This is a genomic window from Desulfomarina sp. (assembly GCF_054039375.1).
In genome coordinates, this window is record NZ_JBPLBA010000147.1 from 1 (window position 1) to 17,381 (window position 17,381).

The following is a 17,381-nucleotide window of genomic DNA, read 5'->3' on the forward strand; positions in this document are numbered from 1 at the left end:
GGCTTACTGCTTCGGCTGCCGATCAGTGATTTCAGGGAAATCACCATGAAAATTCTGCAATACGGAAGATTGGCCAAAGTCGTCTCGCCTCCCGAACTGCAGGAGAAAATTATTTCCGAAATCAATAGAATGGCAGAAATTTACGTGGCCGGAACCCAGGGCAGCCTCACAAAATAACAGTTCAAAACTCCCTCGATATATGATACTGTTATGCCTGCTTTTCTTTTAAAACAGCTTACTGTGTTCTAGATTGAACTTTATATATTTAAAGGAGCATAAAATGAAATATGGATTAATTATTCTCGTCCTCTGCTATCTCTTTGTATCCGGCTGTATTCCAGACAAAAAAAAGGAAGAACAGGCCGAGCACAGGAAAACTGAAATCGAAGCCACGGTGGAGCATACTGCCGCCCCGGCGATGGCAACAACAAAAGAGCATGATGCACAGCCCGAAAAAACAGCTGTTGCAGAACAGACATCTGAAACTGAACCTTCCAGCAGTTCTGTACAGGAACAGGTTGTCATTGAACAACAACCCGAACAGCAGGAAGTGGCAGCAGCAAACGACGTTATTCAACAGAAACAACAACATGTCACAGGTGAAGAAGCCGTGCAGCAGAAAAAACAACCTGCTGACCAGCCCTGTGAGCTGCAGAAGAGATATCCGTCCCCAGCCCGACAACCCGCTCCCCGACTGGACGCCAAAGGCCGTGAAATAGCCGCGGCTATTCAAAAACTCGTCGTTGCCACCAATAATATGGTCTATATGACCAGGCAAATGGTCACCGCAACAGAAGAAATGTTGAAGGCAACTGGAGGAGTTGCGGTTGAAGTGGCTGAAACAGGAAAAGAAATAGTCAAGACCGAGACAGCCCAGCAGACCGCAGCAGCCCAGACAGGTGTCAAGGACGCGATGAATAATATGGTGGAGGCAACAAAGAAAGTGGTCAAGGCCACTCAGGATGCGCTCTCCACAACAACAGAAAAACCGCAGCAACAACAGCAGAAGCAGTAGTTTTTTATAAAAAGCATCCCCTCTTATCGTCTGCCCGTCCGATTCGAAGAGGGGATTCGGAACTCCTTACAGGGGTGGCAACTTTATGACTTTGTTACCTCTGAACTGTAATTGCTCACAGGTGCCACTGATTTCTGCAGGCCCTTCGCTATAGCTGACCTGCGAGCAGTTACAGGGATTCTTCCGTACTCTTTTTCGGAGGTTTTCCATGCCCATCCGTACTCCCCTGACAGCAATCGTTCTTCTCTTCCTCGTTACAGCCTTTTCCTCATGCTCTTCCCTGATCACTTCGACCTTTGTAAAACCGACCGCCGGTAACCTCAGGAAACAGACCGACCCCGAACTGGTCTGTGAAGGCGCCCCTGCCTTCCTGCTGTTGGTAGACAGCATGATCGCCGGTTCTCCGGACAGCGAAGATCTTCTGCAGACAGGCGCCCAGTCGTATAGCGCCTACGCTGCCACCCTCCCGGAATGTGGCGCTTCTGAAAAACGTATCGCCACAATTACGGAAAAAGCGCATGGATACGGCATAAAACTCCTGAACCATTTTCTGCCCATGGACCGACCGGATGGGGCAGAATTTGACCAAGCTCTTGCCGGACTTGACAGGGATGACGTCCCTGCCGTATTCTGGGGAACATTTGGCTGGATAAGCTGGGTACAGTCCCAGCACGGCTCTCCCGCCGCCATGGCAGACCTTGTTATTATAGAAAAAATCATGGCCAGGCTCCTTGAACTGGACGAAACTTTTGAGGCAGGCTCCATCCACCTCTTTTTTGCCGGATATTATGCTGCCAAGCCTGCTCTTTTTGGAGGAAAACCAAAACAGAGCAGGTACCATTTCAAGCGGGCCCTGGAAATCTCCAAAAGAAAATTTCTGCCTGTCCAGGCAACCTATGCCGCCACCCTGGCCCGGCAGACCGGAGACAGGAAGCTGTATGATGCCCTGCTCAGGGAGATCCTCGACTTCCCCATTGACAGTGCGCCGGAATATGCCTTAAGTAATGTACTGGCGGTGAGAAAAGCCAGACGACTCCTGGAAGAAGATTATTTTGCCGAATGATCAGTCCCCTCTCCCTCTACCCCGCGAAACATTATGAAACAACTGCTCTTCACTCTCTTTTCCGCAACTCTCATTCTCCTGTCGGCCGCACTCCGGGTGGATGCCCGATCAAAATACCTGTTCAAAATCGGCAGCCTTGCCCCTGCCGGATCTGTCTGGGTTCAGCAGTTTGAAAAATTCGGTGCGGAGGTTAAGAAGAAAACTGGCGGGGAAGTCAGTTTCAGAGTCTACCCCGGCGGGGTCATGGGAGATGATCAGGCCATGTACAGAAAAATGCGGGTTGGACAGCTCCACGGCGGCGGCTTCACCATGACTGGAATTGCCAGGATCGTACCCGACTTCAGGGTGATGGCTATCCCCTTCCTCTTCAATTCCTACGAGGAAATTGACTATACCCTGGCAGGACTGCTCCCCACTTTTAAAAAGAAATTTCAAGCAAAAAGACTGGAACTTATAGCCATGACTGAAGTGGGCTTTATCTACGCCATGTCCACCAAACCTGTGGCAACCCTCAGCGACCTGCAGAATTCCTCCAACTGGAGTCCATCCGGCGACCCCGTGTCTGAAAGTTTTCTGACCGCACTGGGTATCAGTCCCGTGCAGCTCTCCATTCCGGATGTCCTTTCTTCCCTGCAGTCCGGCCTGGTGGATACCGTCTACAATTCCCTGTACGGTTCCATCGTTCTGCAATGGTTCACCAAGGCCAAATATATTACGGATGTCCCTTACGGGTATGCCTATGGTGTATTTCTTCTTGACGGCAGGGCGTATGGAAAACTACCCGAAAAATATAAAAAAATCATCCACGGGGCGGCGGCGAAACACTTCCCTGCCCTTCTCGAAAACACCAGGGCCAGCAACCTTGATTCCAGGCTGGTCCTGAAGAAACGGGGAGTCACATTTGTCAAGGCGGACCAGGAAACAATCCACCGGCTCCGTGAAAAACGGGACGAAGCCGTGCAACAGCTTGTAAAAAAATCCCTTTCTCCTGCAATCTACGCCAGGGCCACAGCCCTGCTCAGTGAATTCAGGAAAAAACAGAAAATCGGGAAGGATAATTGAGCACACCAGCCCACCCGTTACAGAAACTGGCCCGACTGACGGGTAAAGGAGAGGATTTTCTTCTCTGCCTCCTGCTCTCCCTTATGCTCCTGCTCGCCTGTCTGCAGATTGTCATGCGCTGGACATCAGGAGGACTGAACTGGGCCGACCCGCTGCTCCGGCATCTTGTTCTCTGGTGCGGCCTTCTCGGGGGGCTGAAGGCAACGGGAGAGGGCAAACATATTGCTCTGGATTTCACAGGTTTCCTGATTCCCCCCTTTCTACGGCCATGGATCGTTTTCATCTCTGATCTTTTCTGTACAGCAGTTGCAGGGGGACTGGCCTTTGCCTCCTGGCTCTTTCTTCAAAGTGAAATGGAATTTGGCGGGGCCGCTCTGTTCGGCCTGCCCTCGTGGGTGCCAAACAGTGTCTTTCTTCTTACCTTTGCCCTGATGACCATCAGGTACCTGATCCATTCAATTCTTTCGGCAAACCGCTGCTTCTTCCCCGGCAGAAAAAAAGCGGGAGGCAGACCGTGAATATACTGAAAATTCTGGTTCTGATCCTGGCCCTGCTGCGCACCCCGCTTTTTTTGATTATCTCCGCCCTGGCCCTGCTTTCCTTTTCCTCTGCCGATATCGATATTTCGGTGGTAATTATCGAAATGTCAAGGCTGGCTGACACCCCACTGCTGGTTTCCCTGCCACTCTTTATTTTTGCCGGTATTCTTCTTTCCGAAAGCCGGGCACCGCAACGGATGCTCAAATTCTCCCGGCTCTTTCTCGGTTGGCTGCCCGGCGGCCTGGCCGTTATTACTCTGCTGGTCTGTGCCGTTTTTACCGCTTTTACCGGTGCATCCGGAGTGACGATTTTCGCCCTTGGCGGACTGCTGCTGCCGGCACTCTTAAAAGACGGGTACTCCGAGCGTTTTTCCATGGGCCTGATCACCTCATCAGGCAGCCTCGGCCTGCTCTTCCCCCCCAGTCTTCCCCTGATCCTCTACGGAGTTATCGCAGAATCCAGAATCGATCAGCTCTTTCTCGCCGGAATCCTGCCAGGCATCCTGATGCTCATTCTCCTGATGGGATACGGTATTATTCAACGTCCAAAAAGAAAGACTGCCCCCCCCGAAACTACTCTGAATGAAAAAATCGCCACCCTTCGTGAAATCGGCTGGGAACTGCCATTACCTGTCATCCTGCTGGGAGGAATATACGGCGGTATCTTTGTTCCCGGAGAGGCCGCGGCAGTAACAGCCCTTTATGTCCTTGTCGTGGAACTGTTTATTCACAGGGATATCCCATTCTCCGCCATTGTCTCCATCATGAGCAAATCCATGATCCTTTTCGGCGGTATACTTGTTATTCTAGCGGCCTCCATGGCCTCAACAAATTACCTGATCGACCAGGAGGTTCCGGGCCGTCTCTTTACCTTTATCCAGACCTATATTGACTCCAGATACACCTTCCTCCTGCTTTTAAACATCTTTCTGCTTATCGTCGGTGCCATGCTCGACATTTTTTCGGCCCTGGTGCTGATCGTCCCGCTGATCCTGCCGATTGCCACAGGCTACGGAGTAGATCCAATCCATCTCGGCATTATTTTTCTCACCAATCTGCAGATCGGCTACTGCACTCCACCCGTCGGTCTGAATCTCTTTCTCGCCTCCTACCGCTTCGAAAAACCGATCACGGAACTGTACCGATCAACACTCCCCTTTCTCGGCCTGCTCCTCGTCACCCTGGTTATCATCACCTATTTCCCCTGGCTCAGCCTTGCCCTGATACGTTTTGCCGGCTGACCCTGTATCATCCCAGCATAGCCCAAACCGTGGCTCCGACCATCAGAACAACCATGACACAGTTTATAAAAAAAAGAGTCCTCCCTGAGTGAATCATTCGCGGGATAAAAGCTCCTGCCGCGCACCAGGAACTGTGAAAAACAAGGAGACCCATAAGAAAAACTGCTACAAAAACGACAATCTGGGGAAGAAGTGCCTGTTCCGGTTTCATAAACTGGCTGAAGGCTACTACCGCCATGGCCCAGCTTTTCGGACTCAGAGGATGGATCAGAAATCCTTCAAAAAAAGAAAACTTCTTCTTCACCTTTTTCCCTTCCATTTGAAGAAATAAAACCTTTCCCGCAAGGTAAAAAATATAGACAAGCCCTGTAATCCTGAGAGTTAAGGCCACCGCGGGTGATGCCAGCAGGAGTTCGCCCAGGCCACAGGCAACCAGGGTATCCAGAAGAAAACAACCGACTGCGGTACCCAGCAGAAACGGTATGGCACTGGAAAAACCGGTTGTCTGACCGATCGCCATCATCGTAAGATTTCCCGGACCCGGTGTCCCCGTCATGGCAATCACAAACAAAAGGCACTAAATTATCCAGCACGTTATTACTCCAGAAACAATGTCATTAACATAAGGCCATAGACTCCTGAAAAACATTTTGATTTCTGTTACTTTTATCGGGACGACTCACCGGTGTCACAGATTTTTGCAAATATCCCTGCTTATGAATTTTATATTGATTTTCCAGTTCTTACCCAATGAAAAACCTTTCCTGCTCAAACAGCCTCCGGGATTTGATAGAGAACAACCTGACAAAATTCACCAGAAAATCTCTCCACGGCAGGAAACTGCGACGGGCCTCCGTGGCGGTGACCATTGTTGATTACCGTGGCTCCGGAAATATGGCCGGACTTCTGCCTGAACCAGACGACGGGGCAGCCCTGATCCTGACCCGCCGATCAGCCAGGCTGAAAAACCATGCAGGCCAGTGGGCACTGCCCGGCGGCAGTATTGACGAAGGTGAGTCAGAAGAAGAAACGGCCCTCAGGGAACTTGTGGAAGAGGTTGGCCTGCAGCTGGAACAGGATCAAGTTCTCGGTTATCTTGATGATTTTGTCACCAGGTCCGGATTTCATATCACTCCGGTTGTACTCTGGGGCGGAAGGACCCCGCACCTGCGTGCCAACCCGAAAGAAGTGGCGTCAATTCACAGAATTCCCTGTCGGGAACTTCTACGAAAAGATGCACCAGTCCTTGACAGTTCCCACGAATCTGAAGAACCCATCCTCTTCATGCCCGTGGGAAACTCCTGGATCGCCACCCCTACTGCCGCAATACTCTACCAGTTCCGTGAAGCGGCACTTCTTGGGAAACAGACAAGGGTAGCCCATTTTGAGCAACCCTATTTTGCCTGGCGATAATTTCAGCACAACCTGTCAAGCCTCTGCTCCAGTTCCTGGGCGGGAACTGCACCAACCACCTGATCCACCTGTTTTCCTCCTTTGAAAAAAAGCAGAGTGGGAACACCCCGAATCTGAAATTTTGCCGCACTCATCTGATGGCGACTGGTATCGAGCTTGCAGATCAGAACCCTTCCCGCATATTGACGTGCAAGCTGGTCAATGACCGGAGCCAAAGCATGGCAGGGACCACAGGTGGGCGAATAAAAATCAACCAGAACCGGAAGTGAAGAATTCATCACCACCCGCTGAAAACTCCCGTCATCCAGCTCCAACACGCCTCCCGGAACAGGAAGCTTACTGCCGCATTTTCCACATTTTGCAACAAGATGCTGTTTTTCCGCGGCAATCCTGTTTTTTGCCCCGCACCCTGGGCATCTAATAATGTCACTCATATTATTCCTCCAGAATTTTCGGGTCAAGAACCCCCACATAGGGAAGATTTCTGTATTTCTGGGCATAATCCAGCCCATACCCCACGGCAAATTCATTGGGGATATCAACACCACAAAAATCTATCTTCACATCAACGATCCTGCATTCCGGTTTATTGAGAAAGGTACAGACTCTGAGGGAACGTGGTTTTCTGTTTTTCAGCATTCTTATAACTTTACTGAAAGTATTCCCAGTATCAACAATATCCTCCACAATAAGAACATCTCTTCCCTCGATGGATGTGTCAAGATCCATAACCACCTTGACATCCCCACTGCTGACCGTGCCGTCACCGTAACTGGAAAGCGACATGAAATCCACCATAAGGGGCAGTTTTATCTCCCTCACAAGATCAGCAAGAAAAACAAACGACCCCCGCAGCAATCCGACAAGCAGCAGATCAGCGTCTTTCTCTTCGTAATATCCGGTTATTTCTGATCCCAGCCGCTTGACCGTCTCCTTCACTTCTTCCCTGGTGACCAGGACTTTGACAATGCCGTTTTCCACTTTTTCACTCCGGTTAGTTCTTTCTGTTTTAAACACCGCCTCCACGCTTTCATCATCTGGCATATTTGGCACAACCAGACCAACATGTAAAAACTAACTACTGCTGCCCATCGACCATCAATTATTGCTCGACAAATTTATTTTCCCCGTGATACAACAAATAAACGACAATCTCAGATATCTAACCTTTCGTCTGAACCCGTGGCGGTTTCGTGACTTTTAACTAATCACGCAGCAACTTCTGCACAATACGCCCGATATCGGTTTTCAATATCTAATTTTACGAGGAGAAGTATATCATGTTAAGCCAACTTACAGTCAAAGGCCGGATGTATCTGATCCTGGCCATGACCCTTTTCATGTTCATTGTCAACGCCCGGTTCGCCTGGATGAATCTCAACAAAATTAAAGATATAGGCCTTCAAAGGACAGAAACAGTACTCATCGAAGCACACAAAATCAAGATCAAAGTGACAACGGATATCATGGCCGCTTCAATTGCCGGGTATCTTGACCACCAGCAGAACAGCAGACAGGATATTGCCACTATACGAACCATGCTGAATAATATTCGTTACGGGGATGACCGCTCCGGTTCTTTCTTTATCTACCAGAATACCACAAATGTTATTGATCCGGCCAACAGGATAAATGAAGGCAGGAACCTCGGTGAACTGCAGGATAACAAGGAGCTGGCATAGCAGACGGCAAGTGCCACCCTGGAAATAAAATCGAATATAGAGGGTGTGCAGCAGACAACCGGCTCAACAGTCCATGAAATCAATGAACATGTTACCCACAGTTCAACCGTTGCCGGAACTATTTCAGGAGACATAGGGAAGGTCAATGAAGCCGCTGCCGACCTTTCGAAAAACTCAATACAGATCCAGAACCGGGCAAAAAAACTGAGCGGCATGGCTCACCTGGTTACTGAAATAATAAACAGTTTCAGGTTTTAGCTGGTCAGAGCACTGAACCGGGAGGAATGATTTCTGCAAAAACAAGGTAGCGCAGATCCCCCCCCGGGGAAACAGCGGAAAACGGATAACAGGTAATGAGGGTCAGCCTGTTATCTGCCTCACCGTCAAAAAAAAGTTCATTCGCCTTTTTAATAAGAAAGGACCGCACAGAATAATGTTTTACGGAACCATCCAGTCCCTGGAGAATAAGAACATCATTTTTTTTAAGATACTGAAGAAAAGAAAAAACGGTATCCCGGTGCCCCGCCAGAATGCAGTGACCATTACCGGCAACCCTGCCACTACCACCAACATGACCCGGCCCGAAAGCCAGAACTTCACCACTGTCCCCCTCAAGAATCACCAGATCGATTTTCCCGTCGGGGGTCCGGAGTCGACCCACCGGCCAACTGTCCGCCCATGGCCATGGCCTGACCGGCCTTCCGCTTTCAAGACTCGTTTCCCAGGATCTGTTCAACAGATAACCGGCGACAACCGCCTTGACCCTGATCCAGCCACCGAGTGAGAGCAGGGTTAGACCAAGAATGCAGCAACCGACAGAAACAATAAAAAAAATCGCTGTTTTTGTAACTGTACATTTTTCATTGTTTTTACCCTGTGGTTTATAAATATAGTTCAATATCCCGACAGAATTTGTTGAAATCAAGGCTGCCATCAGGTTGCACGTTATTGGCCACTGTTCAGGCAAATTTTGAATCTTTTTTTATGACAATTACACAAAATAACAGCCCGGTGAAAAGGAAAACAATCCCCAACAGCAGAAAAAGTGTCGAGGGGGTTGCAGTCTGTGCCCCTCCACCGAACACGGCAGCAGCCACCTGCCGACCATGAACAGGATGAGTCTTCACCATGGCCTGTTCACTGCCTGTTCCGGCTGGCCGGCTGACCATTGTATCGGTGGCAACAAGACTCGTATACCTGCTCACCAGGTGATGTTCCAGTGCGGTTTTCAAAACGACACTCTTCACCTTCCGTTCATCCGCCCCAAGAACCAGGGATTCCATGGAAGAACGTATTTTTCGCCTGGCCCAGAGTGTCCCCACACCTTTTCTTACACCAAATTTCGTGGCATCAACAACCATTTCCCATGAGTTACCCGCCTCCCTGCCTGTAATATGCAGAGATTCATTTTCCCAGCCGGTTTTCAAAGTGACCACAAGCGGTTCACCATAATAGAGATCGGGAATGGGATTGGGATAATACTCGATTTCATTCTCATTGCTCCCAAGATCAATGCGAATATCAGAGATGACCGGATGTTCAAGTTTATTAAACAGCGCCCCCACTTTTTCCTGCACTTCGGAAACCCTGCCGATATAAGTAAAGGTCCCCCTTCCCACCCGTGCCGCCCTGGTCATGAAATAAGAGTTGGGGGCAGACCCGATACCCACAGTAAACAGGCGTGAATCCCCAAGCCTTTTTTCTATAATGCCAAAGAGTGTGTCCTCATTACCGACAGCACCGTCGGTTATAAAAATCACCTGGCGAATCCGTCTGTGATGATGTTTGCCATCCAGAGCCAGCAACAGGGCATCCTTCATCTCTGTCCCCCCGTCTGCCTGTAATCCACCAATATATCCGAGCGCTTTCTGGATATTTTTTCTTCCAGCAGGTTTTGAATCCATAAAAAGTGAACCAGCCTTCTGGTTGAAAACAATAAGATTAAAGTGATCCACGGGCTGCAACCTGGTAAGAGCCAGTTCCAACGCCTTTTTAGCCTGAACGATTGAAGTTCCGGCCATGGATCCGGAAACATCGAGAATAAAAACAACTTCTCTTGCCACTGACTCGCTCTGTACAGTGGCCGGCGGCATGAGCATGAGAAGCAGATACTGGTTTTTCCCTATGGTTTCTGCAAAGAGGGCTCCGGCTGTTTCTTTACTTTTTTCCGCCTCCCATTCGAGAACAAAATCACGATCAGCCTTAACTTCACCGTTCAACGTGATGGAATAATGCCCTTCTTCCAGTTCATTCACCCTGATCCCATGGTAGAGGGATTCAATTCTCTGCAAGGAAAAACCGCAGGCAAGATCAATGTTCAACCTGACCGGAATTGTCATTCGGCTCGCCATATCTACCGGTGGAGAGATTTTTGAACCGTCTGCCACCTGATCCGTATCCGGAGCCCAGCCGGTTGCAGAAAACCGGACCGCTTTTCCGGGAATATACCGGGGAGCCACAACCATGGGAAAACGGATCGAAAAAATGGAGTCCACCAGAGCCACCTCCTGCTGATACTCTATTCTGACAGATATTTTTTCTCCGGGTGCGATATTGGCAACATCAGTCGTGAAAATATTGGGCCTGTTCTGTTCCACCAGAGAAGACTTCCTGCCCGACCTGCGGGCCGCCTCGTGAAGTCGCCTGGCCTCCTGCTTTTCCCGAATCACCCCTTCTATCTCTCTTTCCCCAATACGCATGAACAGATGGTCAACACTGCATGCATCAGGGAGGGGAAAGAGATACCGGGCATCCAGCCACACCGGCTCCAGATTGATAAATTCCTGAATCACCGTAACCCGTGCGGTAACCCCGCTTATTTTTATGTCTACATCCTGAGAAAGAAGAGGAGCTGAAACAGTACGACCATTTTCACCCGTAAAGAGCAGTTCTCCCTGACGTGAATCCGGAACCTGGGCATCAGTTGTTCCAGAAAAAAGAAACAACAACACAAGAACCAGAGGGATGACCTGCATCACAATGCCATAATTTAAATGATTCGCTACGGTTTTTCGCTGCAAACGAAACAGTATATTCTTCATAATTCACCTCAGGAAAAAAATAACTTCTTTAAATTCTCCAAATTTTTTCTCAATAAACTGCAGAAGAGTGATCATGAACTGAAGAAAACATGACAAGTTGCAGAAAAAAGATGATGGAAAGTGATGGCTCTCATATTTTTCACATGGCCCGGCACGACCTGACTCTATGACTCGGTCACAAAAAACTGATGAAAATCCCGTCTGCAACGAGACAACCCTTAACTCGTGCCTGTCCATAAATGGTCTTTTTGTCCGATATCTGCGTTGCCCGAAAAATTTTATCCTCGGAATATCAATTATATGCCTGCGGTAAAATTTCCCGTGCGCCTTGATCTCGAACAAAAATCCTCATTTCTGGACAGACACTAGATAATTTCATAAGATTTTAGTTTTTTATGCAGGTGGCTTCGTTCCAGACCGACCTGGTCTGCGGTTTTGGTGATATTATGCCCATTGAGGTCAAGTTTCAACCGGAGATATTCCTTTTCAAACATTTTTTTTGCCGTTCTGAAATCCATATTGAGATAATTACCGAAAGCACTGTTGTTTCCATTCACCGGAGCGGTCTGGTTAGTGCTGAGAAAGAGACGGACCTGGTTGTCTGTAATTTCCTGTTCCGGGCACATGATTGCCAGTCGCTCGATGAAATTACGCAGTTCCCTGACATTACCCGGCCAGCTGTGGTCCATGAGTGCTTTGAGAGCCTTGTCTGTAAACTCCTTGCGTTTAAGACCTTTTTTCACCAGGCTTTGCATGAGCGATTCAACAAGCATGGGAATATCTTCAAGTCTCTCCTTGAGCCGGGGGACATGGATGGGGACGACGTTCAGGCGCCAGAACAGGTCTGCCCGGAAATTTCCCGCTTCAATTTCCTCCTCCAGATTTTTATTGGTTGCCGCAAGAACCCGGACGTTGACCTGGATGGTTTTGTTTCCGCCAACCCGCTCAAATTTCTGTTCCTGGAGGATCCGCAGTATCTTTGCCTGGGTATTGAGGCTCATATCACCAATTTCATCCAGGAAGAGGATACCGCCGTCAGCCTGATCGAATTTGCCCCGTTTGCTTGTATGAGCACCGGTAAAAGACCCTTTTTCATGGCCAAAGAGTTCGGACTCAATAAGTTCTTCCGGGATGGCCGCGCAGTTGACTTCAATCATCGGCAGATCCCGGGAGAGTGACTTGTGGTGGATGGACTGGGCGACCAGCTCCTTACCGGTACCGTGATCTCCACGGATAAGGACCCAGGCATCGGTGGGAGCAACCATTTCTATCTGTTTTTTGAGGGCGGTGATGACTTCTGATTTGCCGGTAAGAACGGGTTTTTTGTGACTGCCCTGTTTGAGAAGCAGGTTTTCCTGTTCAAGTTTTGCAAAGCGCAACCCGTTACTGATGGCAAGAATCACCTTGTCATAGGAAAGCGGTTTTTCTATAAAATCAAAGGCTCCCTTGCGGGTTGCCTGAACGGCAGTTTCAATTGTGCCATGGCCTGAGATCATGATGACAGGCATGTCAAATTTTTCCCTGATTTTTTCCAGGGCCGTCATGCCGTCCATATTATCTCCCAGCCAGATATCGAGGAGCACAAGATCAATATTTCTGGTTTCAAGCAGCTCCAGACCTTCTTCGGCGGAGGAGGCGCAGATGGATGAAAAACCTTCGTCTTCAAGTATGCCGGACAGTGATTCCTGAATACTTATCTCGTCATCAATGAGCAGGATGCGTTTGTTCATGAAATATCCCTGTTTTCCCGATTGGCAAGGGGGAGCTCTATGATAAACACAGAGCCCGTCGGTTCATTGTCCTGGACCCGGATATAGCCATTATGGTCGGAAATGATAGTTGACACAATGGCAAGACCGAGTCCTGTCCCCGTTTTCTTGGTGGAAAAATACGGTTCGAAAAGTTTGAGTTTATTCTCCTTGGAGATGCCGGGGCCATTATCTGCTACTTTGATAAAAACATTTTCCATCTCTTTATCGGGAGAAAGCTCGATAGTGATTGTACCGCCATCGCTTAAAACTGCAACACTGTTGTCGATGAGATTGATCAGACACCGTTTCAACTGTTCCCTGTCAAAACTGAAAACCGGTATCGGTTCCGTTTCAACGCAGCTGAAGATTATATGCTTGTGTGCTTCCTTGTAGAGGATAAGTGTGTTTTCCACAAGTTTTGTCAGATTGTTTGGGGATTTCTGCACCTTGGGCATACGGGCAAACTGGGAGAACTCACTCACCAGTCGTTTCAGTTCATCCACCTGGGTGATGATGGTGTTTGTGCATTTATCAAACACACTGTTCTGTTCCGCCAGTATTTCCGGATAGCGTCGTCGCAGTCTCTGGGCTGAGAGTTGAATGGGGGTGAGAGGATTTTTTATCTCATGGGCAATACGCCGGGCCACTTCGCGCCATGCGGCAACCCGCTGCATTTTTTCAAGCTTGGTCAGATTGTCAAAGACCAGAACAAAACCGAGGGGATTGCCTTCTTCATCTTCAAGCCGGGTGAAATTCACAAGAAGAGAATAGTTCTTGCCTAACACGTTGAGCCTGATATGCTGCTCCACAGTAATCTTGCCCGTATCGTTAAGTTCATCAATGAATCCCTGGACAATAGCTGCCTGGTAAGGGGGGAGAACCTCATTGAAATTGAGGCCTATAAAGAGGGTTTTGTCTATATTAAGGAGGGTTTCCGCAAACCTGTTGATAGTGATGATCTGACCGGTTTCATCCAGTGAAATTACCCCGGCAGAGACATTTTGAAGAATAATTTCTGTATATCTTCTTCTCTGTTCACTCTCCTGAGAACTCCTCTGCAGTGCCCGGTGAGCCTCGGCCAGCCTTTTATTACTGGAATTGAGGTTGATTGTCATCTTATTGAAAGATTCAACGAGCAACCCCATTTCATCGTTTGATTCATGTTCCATTTTGAACTCAAGGTCGCCTTCGGCCACACGTCGGGTGGCAAGTACCAGTTGTTCTATCGGTTCGGTAATACCTCTCGATATATAGAGGCCGAACCAGATGGCCGCGAAAATGATAAGGAGGGTGACAATCAGCAGAATAATCAGCAGCCAGAATTTGAACGGTTCTTTGAAGTGTTTGAGCTGTCTGTACCCTTCAAGCCCTCTGGAAATCGTGGTCATTCTGGCAAGCTGGTCATTTTTCACCAGAAGGGAGGTGACAAGAACCCCCTTGCCGAGATTTTTACTGCCTATCTGTACTTCGGCGATTGAGCGGACAAGGTCTCCCTTTTTCATTTCCTGAATCAATGTTTTCTGTCCCTTCTTTTCGCGAATTTCCTGAATTACACTGGCCGGAATGGCCGGCAGGATCATGTTACGGAGCAGGGGCCCCCGTACCGCGATTTCCAGGTTTTTGTCGTTGGTAATGAGGGTGAGGCTGTCCGGGCCATTGATTGGATTGAACTCGAGTATATTTTCCAGAGTTTTGCTGATCGTTTCCGTGGTGTACGAAGAGATATCAAGATTTTTAAGACGGTCCGCGATGCCCTTGTTCATCAGAGTGACCTGATCTTCCTTGTCCCGCAGCAGGGACTGGGCAAGCTGGAGGGATTCGGTCAGAGAGTCCTCGATACTGGCATTGAACCAGTAATCCATGCTTGTTGAAACAAACTGAAGCGCAACAAAAAAGAGGAGGATGGTGGGAATCAGGGTCAGGGAGAGAAAGGAGGCGATCAGTTTTGTCTTCAGCTTGTTGCCGAGCCGGTTGACCTTTCTTTCAAAGAGCAGTTCCGCCAGATTTCTTAATACCAGGAAAAGGACAAAAAGAACAAGGAGTACATTAACATTGATAAGGGCGAAGATAAGAATGTTATTATTGAAAGGAAGCACGTTCTTTTTGAACAGGAGGCTCTGGATCCAGATGAGAAAAGGGATCAGGAGGATACAGAACAGGATAACACGTCTGATCAGCCTGCGTTTCTGCTGCCGCTGCTGCTCCGTATACGGTCGTCTTGAACCTTTTTTTTCTGGAATTATCTGTACCATTTCAGTGTTGTCTTCTGAATGCGTGACGGTTTCGTGATATTTTTTCGATAGGGATATGCCTCCTTCGGGGACATCCGCTTACAGATTCAGGAATTACAGTTCAGTAGTAATTAAAACACATGGTTATTAATACCGTGAGGAGTTACCTTGTACCTGTCCATAGTTGGTCTTTTTGCCAGATATCTGGGGCGCTCGAAAAAATTTATCCCCGGAGGTAAGCGTAGACTCCGATATCAATTATATGCCTGCGTCTCGAACAAAAATCCTCATTTCTGGACAGACACTACCTTAATATTTGAACTCAATTGTCTGCCAGTCTGTTTTTACATCCCACCATGACAGGAACGGCAGTATATTGTGTAAACTTAAGGGAAGTGTTTTGCGGTAAAGATCGGCTTTGATTCTGATTTTATAAAGATTATCCGGGATGAGCTGTCCCAGTTCCACAACTTTAGCACCATTTATTTCGTTTATGACCTTCTGCGCTTCAAAGAGTGAACGAAAGGTGTGGGTTTTGTTTTTCTCTTCTTCAACGGTTACCTTGTATGATTCCTTGAGAGTGTCAAACTCCATGGTGTGATGCAATGTTATGGAGGAAATCATTTCATCGGGCCAGTTTTTCGCAGTTTTATACAGTTCGATATAGAAGGTGAAGTGGAGGGGAATGCCACTGTGTAAAACCTCTATCATTTCAGAATTAAAGCTGTTTTTCAATGATCCAAAGAGAATGAGATGGGTCTCGGAAGTTGTCACAGTCAGTTCTTCTATGGTTGCTTCTGGTTTTGAACTGTCTTCAGCTATCAGGTGGGGAATGTGAAAAGAAAAAGTCAGAAAAAAGAGAAGGCTGAACAAAAAAATGAATGGTTTCAAAGTCATAATTATATATAAAACAAACAGCCCAAGGGCCGGATAAAGATATATTGAACTTGGGGCCCCTTTGAAAAATTACAGAGCAATATTACGTCATTTCATCGTTGACGTGACACTGGGTACCCATGAGGTGTGAATTGACTTCAATTTACCTGATATGGTTGGTGTTGTCCATTACTTGACAGTGGAAATTAAGTGATAATGGTAGCTGCTACAATGTAAGAGGTTGAGGGTGCTGCCGGCAGGTCTGATAAAGAATGCACATTTACCGGCAGGCTGAGTTCATGGATAATCAGAAATTGGTCAATATCCCATGGCCGCTTTCAGGTACAGCCGTTGCGGTCAGGTGGAAAAAAGGTGAGGAGAAAAAAATGCGTGTAGCGATACCTGCAGTGAATCCAGGAGGTCTGAAAGCTCCCCGGTCCGGTCATTTTGGTCATTGTGATTTATTTACCGTGATTGATCTGGATGAAACGGGAGAGACAGTCAACATTGAAAATGTTGAAAATGGAAAACATGAGGCCGGTGGATGCATGGTCCCGGTGCAGATCCTGAAAAATGCGGGCATTGAGGCAATTGTGGTCGGCGGTATGGGTGCCAGACCAATGCAGGGTTTTGCTGAGGCCGGTATTGATGTTTATTTTGCGGATCGAAACAGGTTTGTGACTGTGGAAGACGTGTTGGTTCAGTTTTTAGAAAACAGGCTGCCGGTCATGCACCCCGATCAGGTTTGCACGGGATCGGGCAATTGCCACCACTGAGTGGTTGAATTTTTGGCCTGGAGTCTGTATAAAAGGCAGAGAGTAACGAACGTATGTCCATAAATCGTCTTTTCGTTCACGTTCTTTGCCGTCACGAAAAATCTCATTTCCGGACAGACAGTAACGAATCCCCTTCGGGTTCGTTTTAAATTCAACCACTGATTATTATGTCACCAAGACCAAAAAAGCTGAGAAGATGCCGGGGAAAGTTCTGTGGACTTGCTTTCAAACCTGCCGGAACGCCTTTAACGGAGCTGGAACAGATACCGCTCCACAGGGACGAACTTGAGGCGTTACGGTTGTGCGACGGCAAGGGGTTGACCCAGGAAGAAACAGGCAGGAGTATGGGCGTTTCACGGGGAACTGTCCAGCGGATAATTACTGCTGCCAGAAAAAAAACGGCCAGAGCCCTGACGGAAGGGGCGGCCCTTGTCTTCGTGGACGAAGAGGAAAAAGAGTCGTCCTGAATCCGGCGACGGATACTCTTCGAGGCTGACTCCCGGCATGCGAGAATCTTGTTTGTGGACAGACATTATTCAATGTAAATAGTAATTGCTCACATGTACCCCAGCTTTTCACGGTCTCTTTTGTCCGCATAGGTTGGATATGATTGCTACCCCTGTGACCAGTTACTGGGAAAGTCCTGCCTGTAAAATCATCAATTTCCATCTGAAAAATATTTTCGGGCACT

The 17,381-nt window shown here is 48.2% G+C and carries 19 protein-coding genes; 11 read left to right on the top strand and 8 right to left on the bottom strand.

The genetic code is table 11. The features are described 5' to 3' along the window. The first annotated feature begins 15 nt into the window (after positions 1–15). From ACXLDX_RS08870 to ACXLDX_RS08895, 6 genes are all read left to right on the top strand, one after another. Positions 16–177, top strand: coding sequence for a WCX domain-containing protein (locus ACXLDX_RS08870; RefSeq protein WP_457576834.1), 162 nt, complete (start codon positions 16–18; stop codon positions 175–177). Between the two features lie 103 nt (positions 178–280). After that, entirely contained in the window at positions 281–1,015 is a 735-nt protein-coding gene (locus ACXLDX_RS08875; RefSeq protein ID WP_457576816.1) for a hypothetical protein, read from the top strand. A gap of 208 nt (positions 1,016–1,223) precedes the next feature. Beyond that, the gene (locus ACXLDX_RS08880; protein ID WP_457576817.1) at positions 1,224–2,078 is read left to right on the top strand and encodes a TRAP transporter TatT component family protein; all 855 of its coding nucleotides are present in this window, start codon (positions 1,224–1,226) and stop codon (positions 2,076–2,078) included. 33 nt (positions 2,079–2,111) lie between these two features. Then, positions 2,112–3,140, top strand: a complete 1,029-nt coding sequence (locus ACXLDX_RS08885; RefSeq protein ID WP_457576818.1) for a TRAP transporter substrate-binding protein — start codon at positions 2,112–2,114, stop codon at positions 3,138–3,140. After that, positions 3,137–3,658, top strand: a complete 522-nt coding sequence (locus ACXLDX_RS08890) for a TRAP transporter small permease (protein ID WP_457576819.1) — start codon at positions 3,137–3,139, stop codon at positions 3,656–3,658. The genes ACXLDX_RS08885 and ACXLDX_RS08890 overlap by 4 nt, the downstream gene beginning before the upstream one ends. Beyond that, entirely contained in the window at positions 3,655–4,920 is a 1,266-nt protein-coding gene (locus tag ACXLDX_RS08895; RefSeq protein WP_457576820.1) for a TRAP transporter large permease, read from the top strand. Before ACXLDX_RS08890 ends, ACXLDX_RS08895 begins: the two co-directional genes overlap by 4 nt. A gap of 7 nt (positions 4,921–4,927) precedes the next feature. Here the strand turns inward: ACXLDX_RS08895 and ACXLDX_RS08900 are convergent, their stop codons facing one another. Then, positions 4,928–5,476, bottom strand: coding sequence for a LysE family translocator (locus ACXLDX_RS08900; protein WP_457576821.1), 549 nt, complete (start codon positions 5,474–5,476; stop codon positions 4,928–4,930). A 194-nt stretch (positions 5,477–5,670) separates the two neighbouring features. Between ACXLDX_RS08900 and ACXLDX_RS08905 the strand changes: the two genes are divergently transcribed. Further along, positions 5,671–6,333, top strand: coding sequence for an NUDIX hydrolase (locus ACXLDX_RS08905; protein ID WP_457576822.1), 663 nt, complete (start codon positions 5,671–5,673; stop codon positions 6,331–6,333). A gap of 2 nt (positions 6,334–6,335) precedes the next feature. On the opposite strand, the gene trxA is transcribed toward ACXLDX_RS08905, so the two are convergent. Both trxA and hpt read right to left on the bottom strand, forming a co-directional pair. Continuing rightward, positions 6,336–6,767 (bottom strand): thioredoxin, encoded by a 432-nt coding sequence (gene trxA, locus ACXLDX_RS08910; protein WP_457576823.1) that lies wholly within the window; start codon positions 6,765–6,767, stop codon positions 6,336–6,338. Position 6,768: 1 nt separating this feature from the next. Continuing rightward, the gene (gene hpt, locus ACXLDX_RS08915; RefSeq protein ID WP_457576824.1) at positions 6,769–7,377 is read right to left on the bottom strand and encodes a hypoxanthine phosphoribosyltransferase; all 609 of its coding nucleotides are present in this window, start codon (positions 7,375–7,377) and stop codon (positions 6,769–6,771) included. Between the two features lie 236 nt (positions 7,378–7,613). Between hpt and ACXLDX_RS08920 the strand changes: the two genes are divergently transcribed. Both ACXLDX_RS08920 and ACXLDX_RS08925 read left to right on the top strand, forming a co-directional pair. Next, positions 7,614–8,015, top strand: a complete 402-nt coding sequence (locus tag ACXLDX_RS08920) for a hypothetical protein (RefSeq protein WP_457576825.1) — start codon at positions 7,614–7,616, stop codon at positions 8,013–8,015. Between the two features lie 45 nt (positions 8,016–8,060). Continuing rightward, positions 8,061–8,273 (top strand): hypothetical protein, encoded by a 213-nt coding sequence (locus tag ACXLDX_RS08925; protein WP_457576826.1) that lies wholly within the window; start codon positions 8,061–8,063, stop codon positions 8,271–8,273. Positions 8,274–8,277: 4 nt separating this feature from the next. On the opposite strand, the gene ACXLDX_RS08930 is transcribed toward ACXLDX_RS08925, so the two are convergent. From ACXLDX_RS08930 to ACXLDX_RS08950, 5 genes are all read right to left on the bottom strand, one after another. Next, positions 8,278–8,940 (bottom strand): class GN sortase, encoded by a 663-nt coding sequence (locus tag ACXLDX_RS08930; protein WP_457576827.1) that lies wholly within the window; start codon positions 8,938–8,940, stop codon positions 8,278–8,280. A 34-nt stretch (positions 8,941–8,974) separates the two neighbouring features. After that, a complete protein-coding gene (locus tag ACXLDX_RS08935; RefSeq protein ID WP_457576828.1) occupies positions 8,975–11,056 on the bottom strand; it encodes a marine proteobacterial sortase target protein in 2,082 nt (693 codons plus the stop codon). A 365-nt stretch (positions 11,057–11,421) separates the two neighbouring features. Further along, a complete protein-coding gene (locus ACXLDX_RS08940; protein ID WP_457576829.1) occupies positions 11,422–12,786 on the bottom strand; it encodes a sigma-54-dependent transcriptional regulator in 1,365 nt (454 codons plus the stop codon). After that, positions 12,783–15,059 carry a sensor histidine kinase gene (locus tag ACXLDX_RS08945; RefSeq protein WP_457576830.1) on the bottom strand — a complete coding sequence of 759 codons (2,277 nt, stop codon included), beginning with the start codon at positions 15,057–15,059 and terminating at the stop codon, positions 12,783–12,785. Before ACXLDX_RS08945 ends, ACXLDX_RS08940 begins: the two co-directional genes overlap by 4 nt. Before the next feature lie 288 nt (positions 15,060–15,347). Beyond that, entirely contained in the window at positions 15,348–15,935 is a 588-nt protein-coding gene (locus tag ACXLDX_RS08950; RefSeq protein ID WP_457576831.1) for a DUF4390 domain-containing protein, read from the bottom strand. A gap of 278 nt (positions 15,936–16,213) precedes the next feature. Between ACXLDX_RS08950 and ACXLDX_RS08955 the strand changes: the two genes are divergently transcribed. Together ACXLDX_RS08955 and ACXLDX_RS08960 are read left to right on the top strand one after the other, a co-directional pair. Beyond that, on the top strand, positions 16,214–16,690 hold the full coding sequence (locus ACXLDX_RS08955) for a NifB/NifX family molybdenum-iron cluster-binding protein (RefSeq protein WP_457576832.1): 477 nt from the start codon (positions 16,214–16,216) through the stop codon (positions 16,688–16,690). A gap of 167 nt (positions 16,691–16,857) precedes the next feature. Then, positions 16,858–17,157: a DUF134 domain-containing protein gene (locus ACXLDX_RS08960; protein ID WP_457576833.1), complete on the top strand. Its 300-nt coding sequence runs from the start codon at positions 16,858–16,860 to the stop codon at positions 17,155–17,157. Positions 17,158–17,381: the final 224 nt, after the last annotated feature.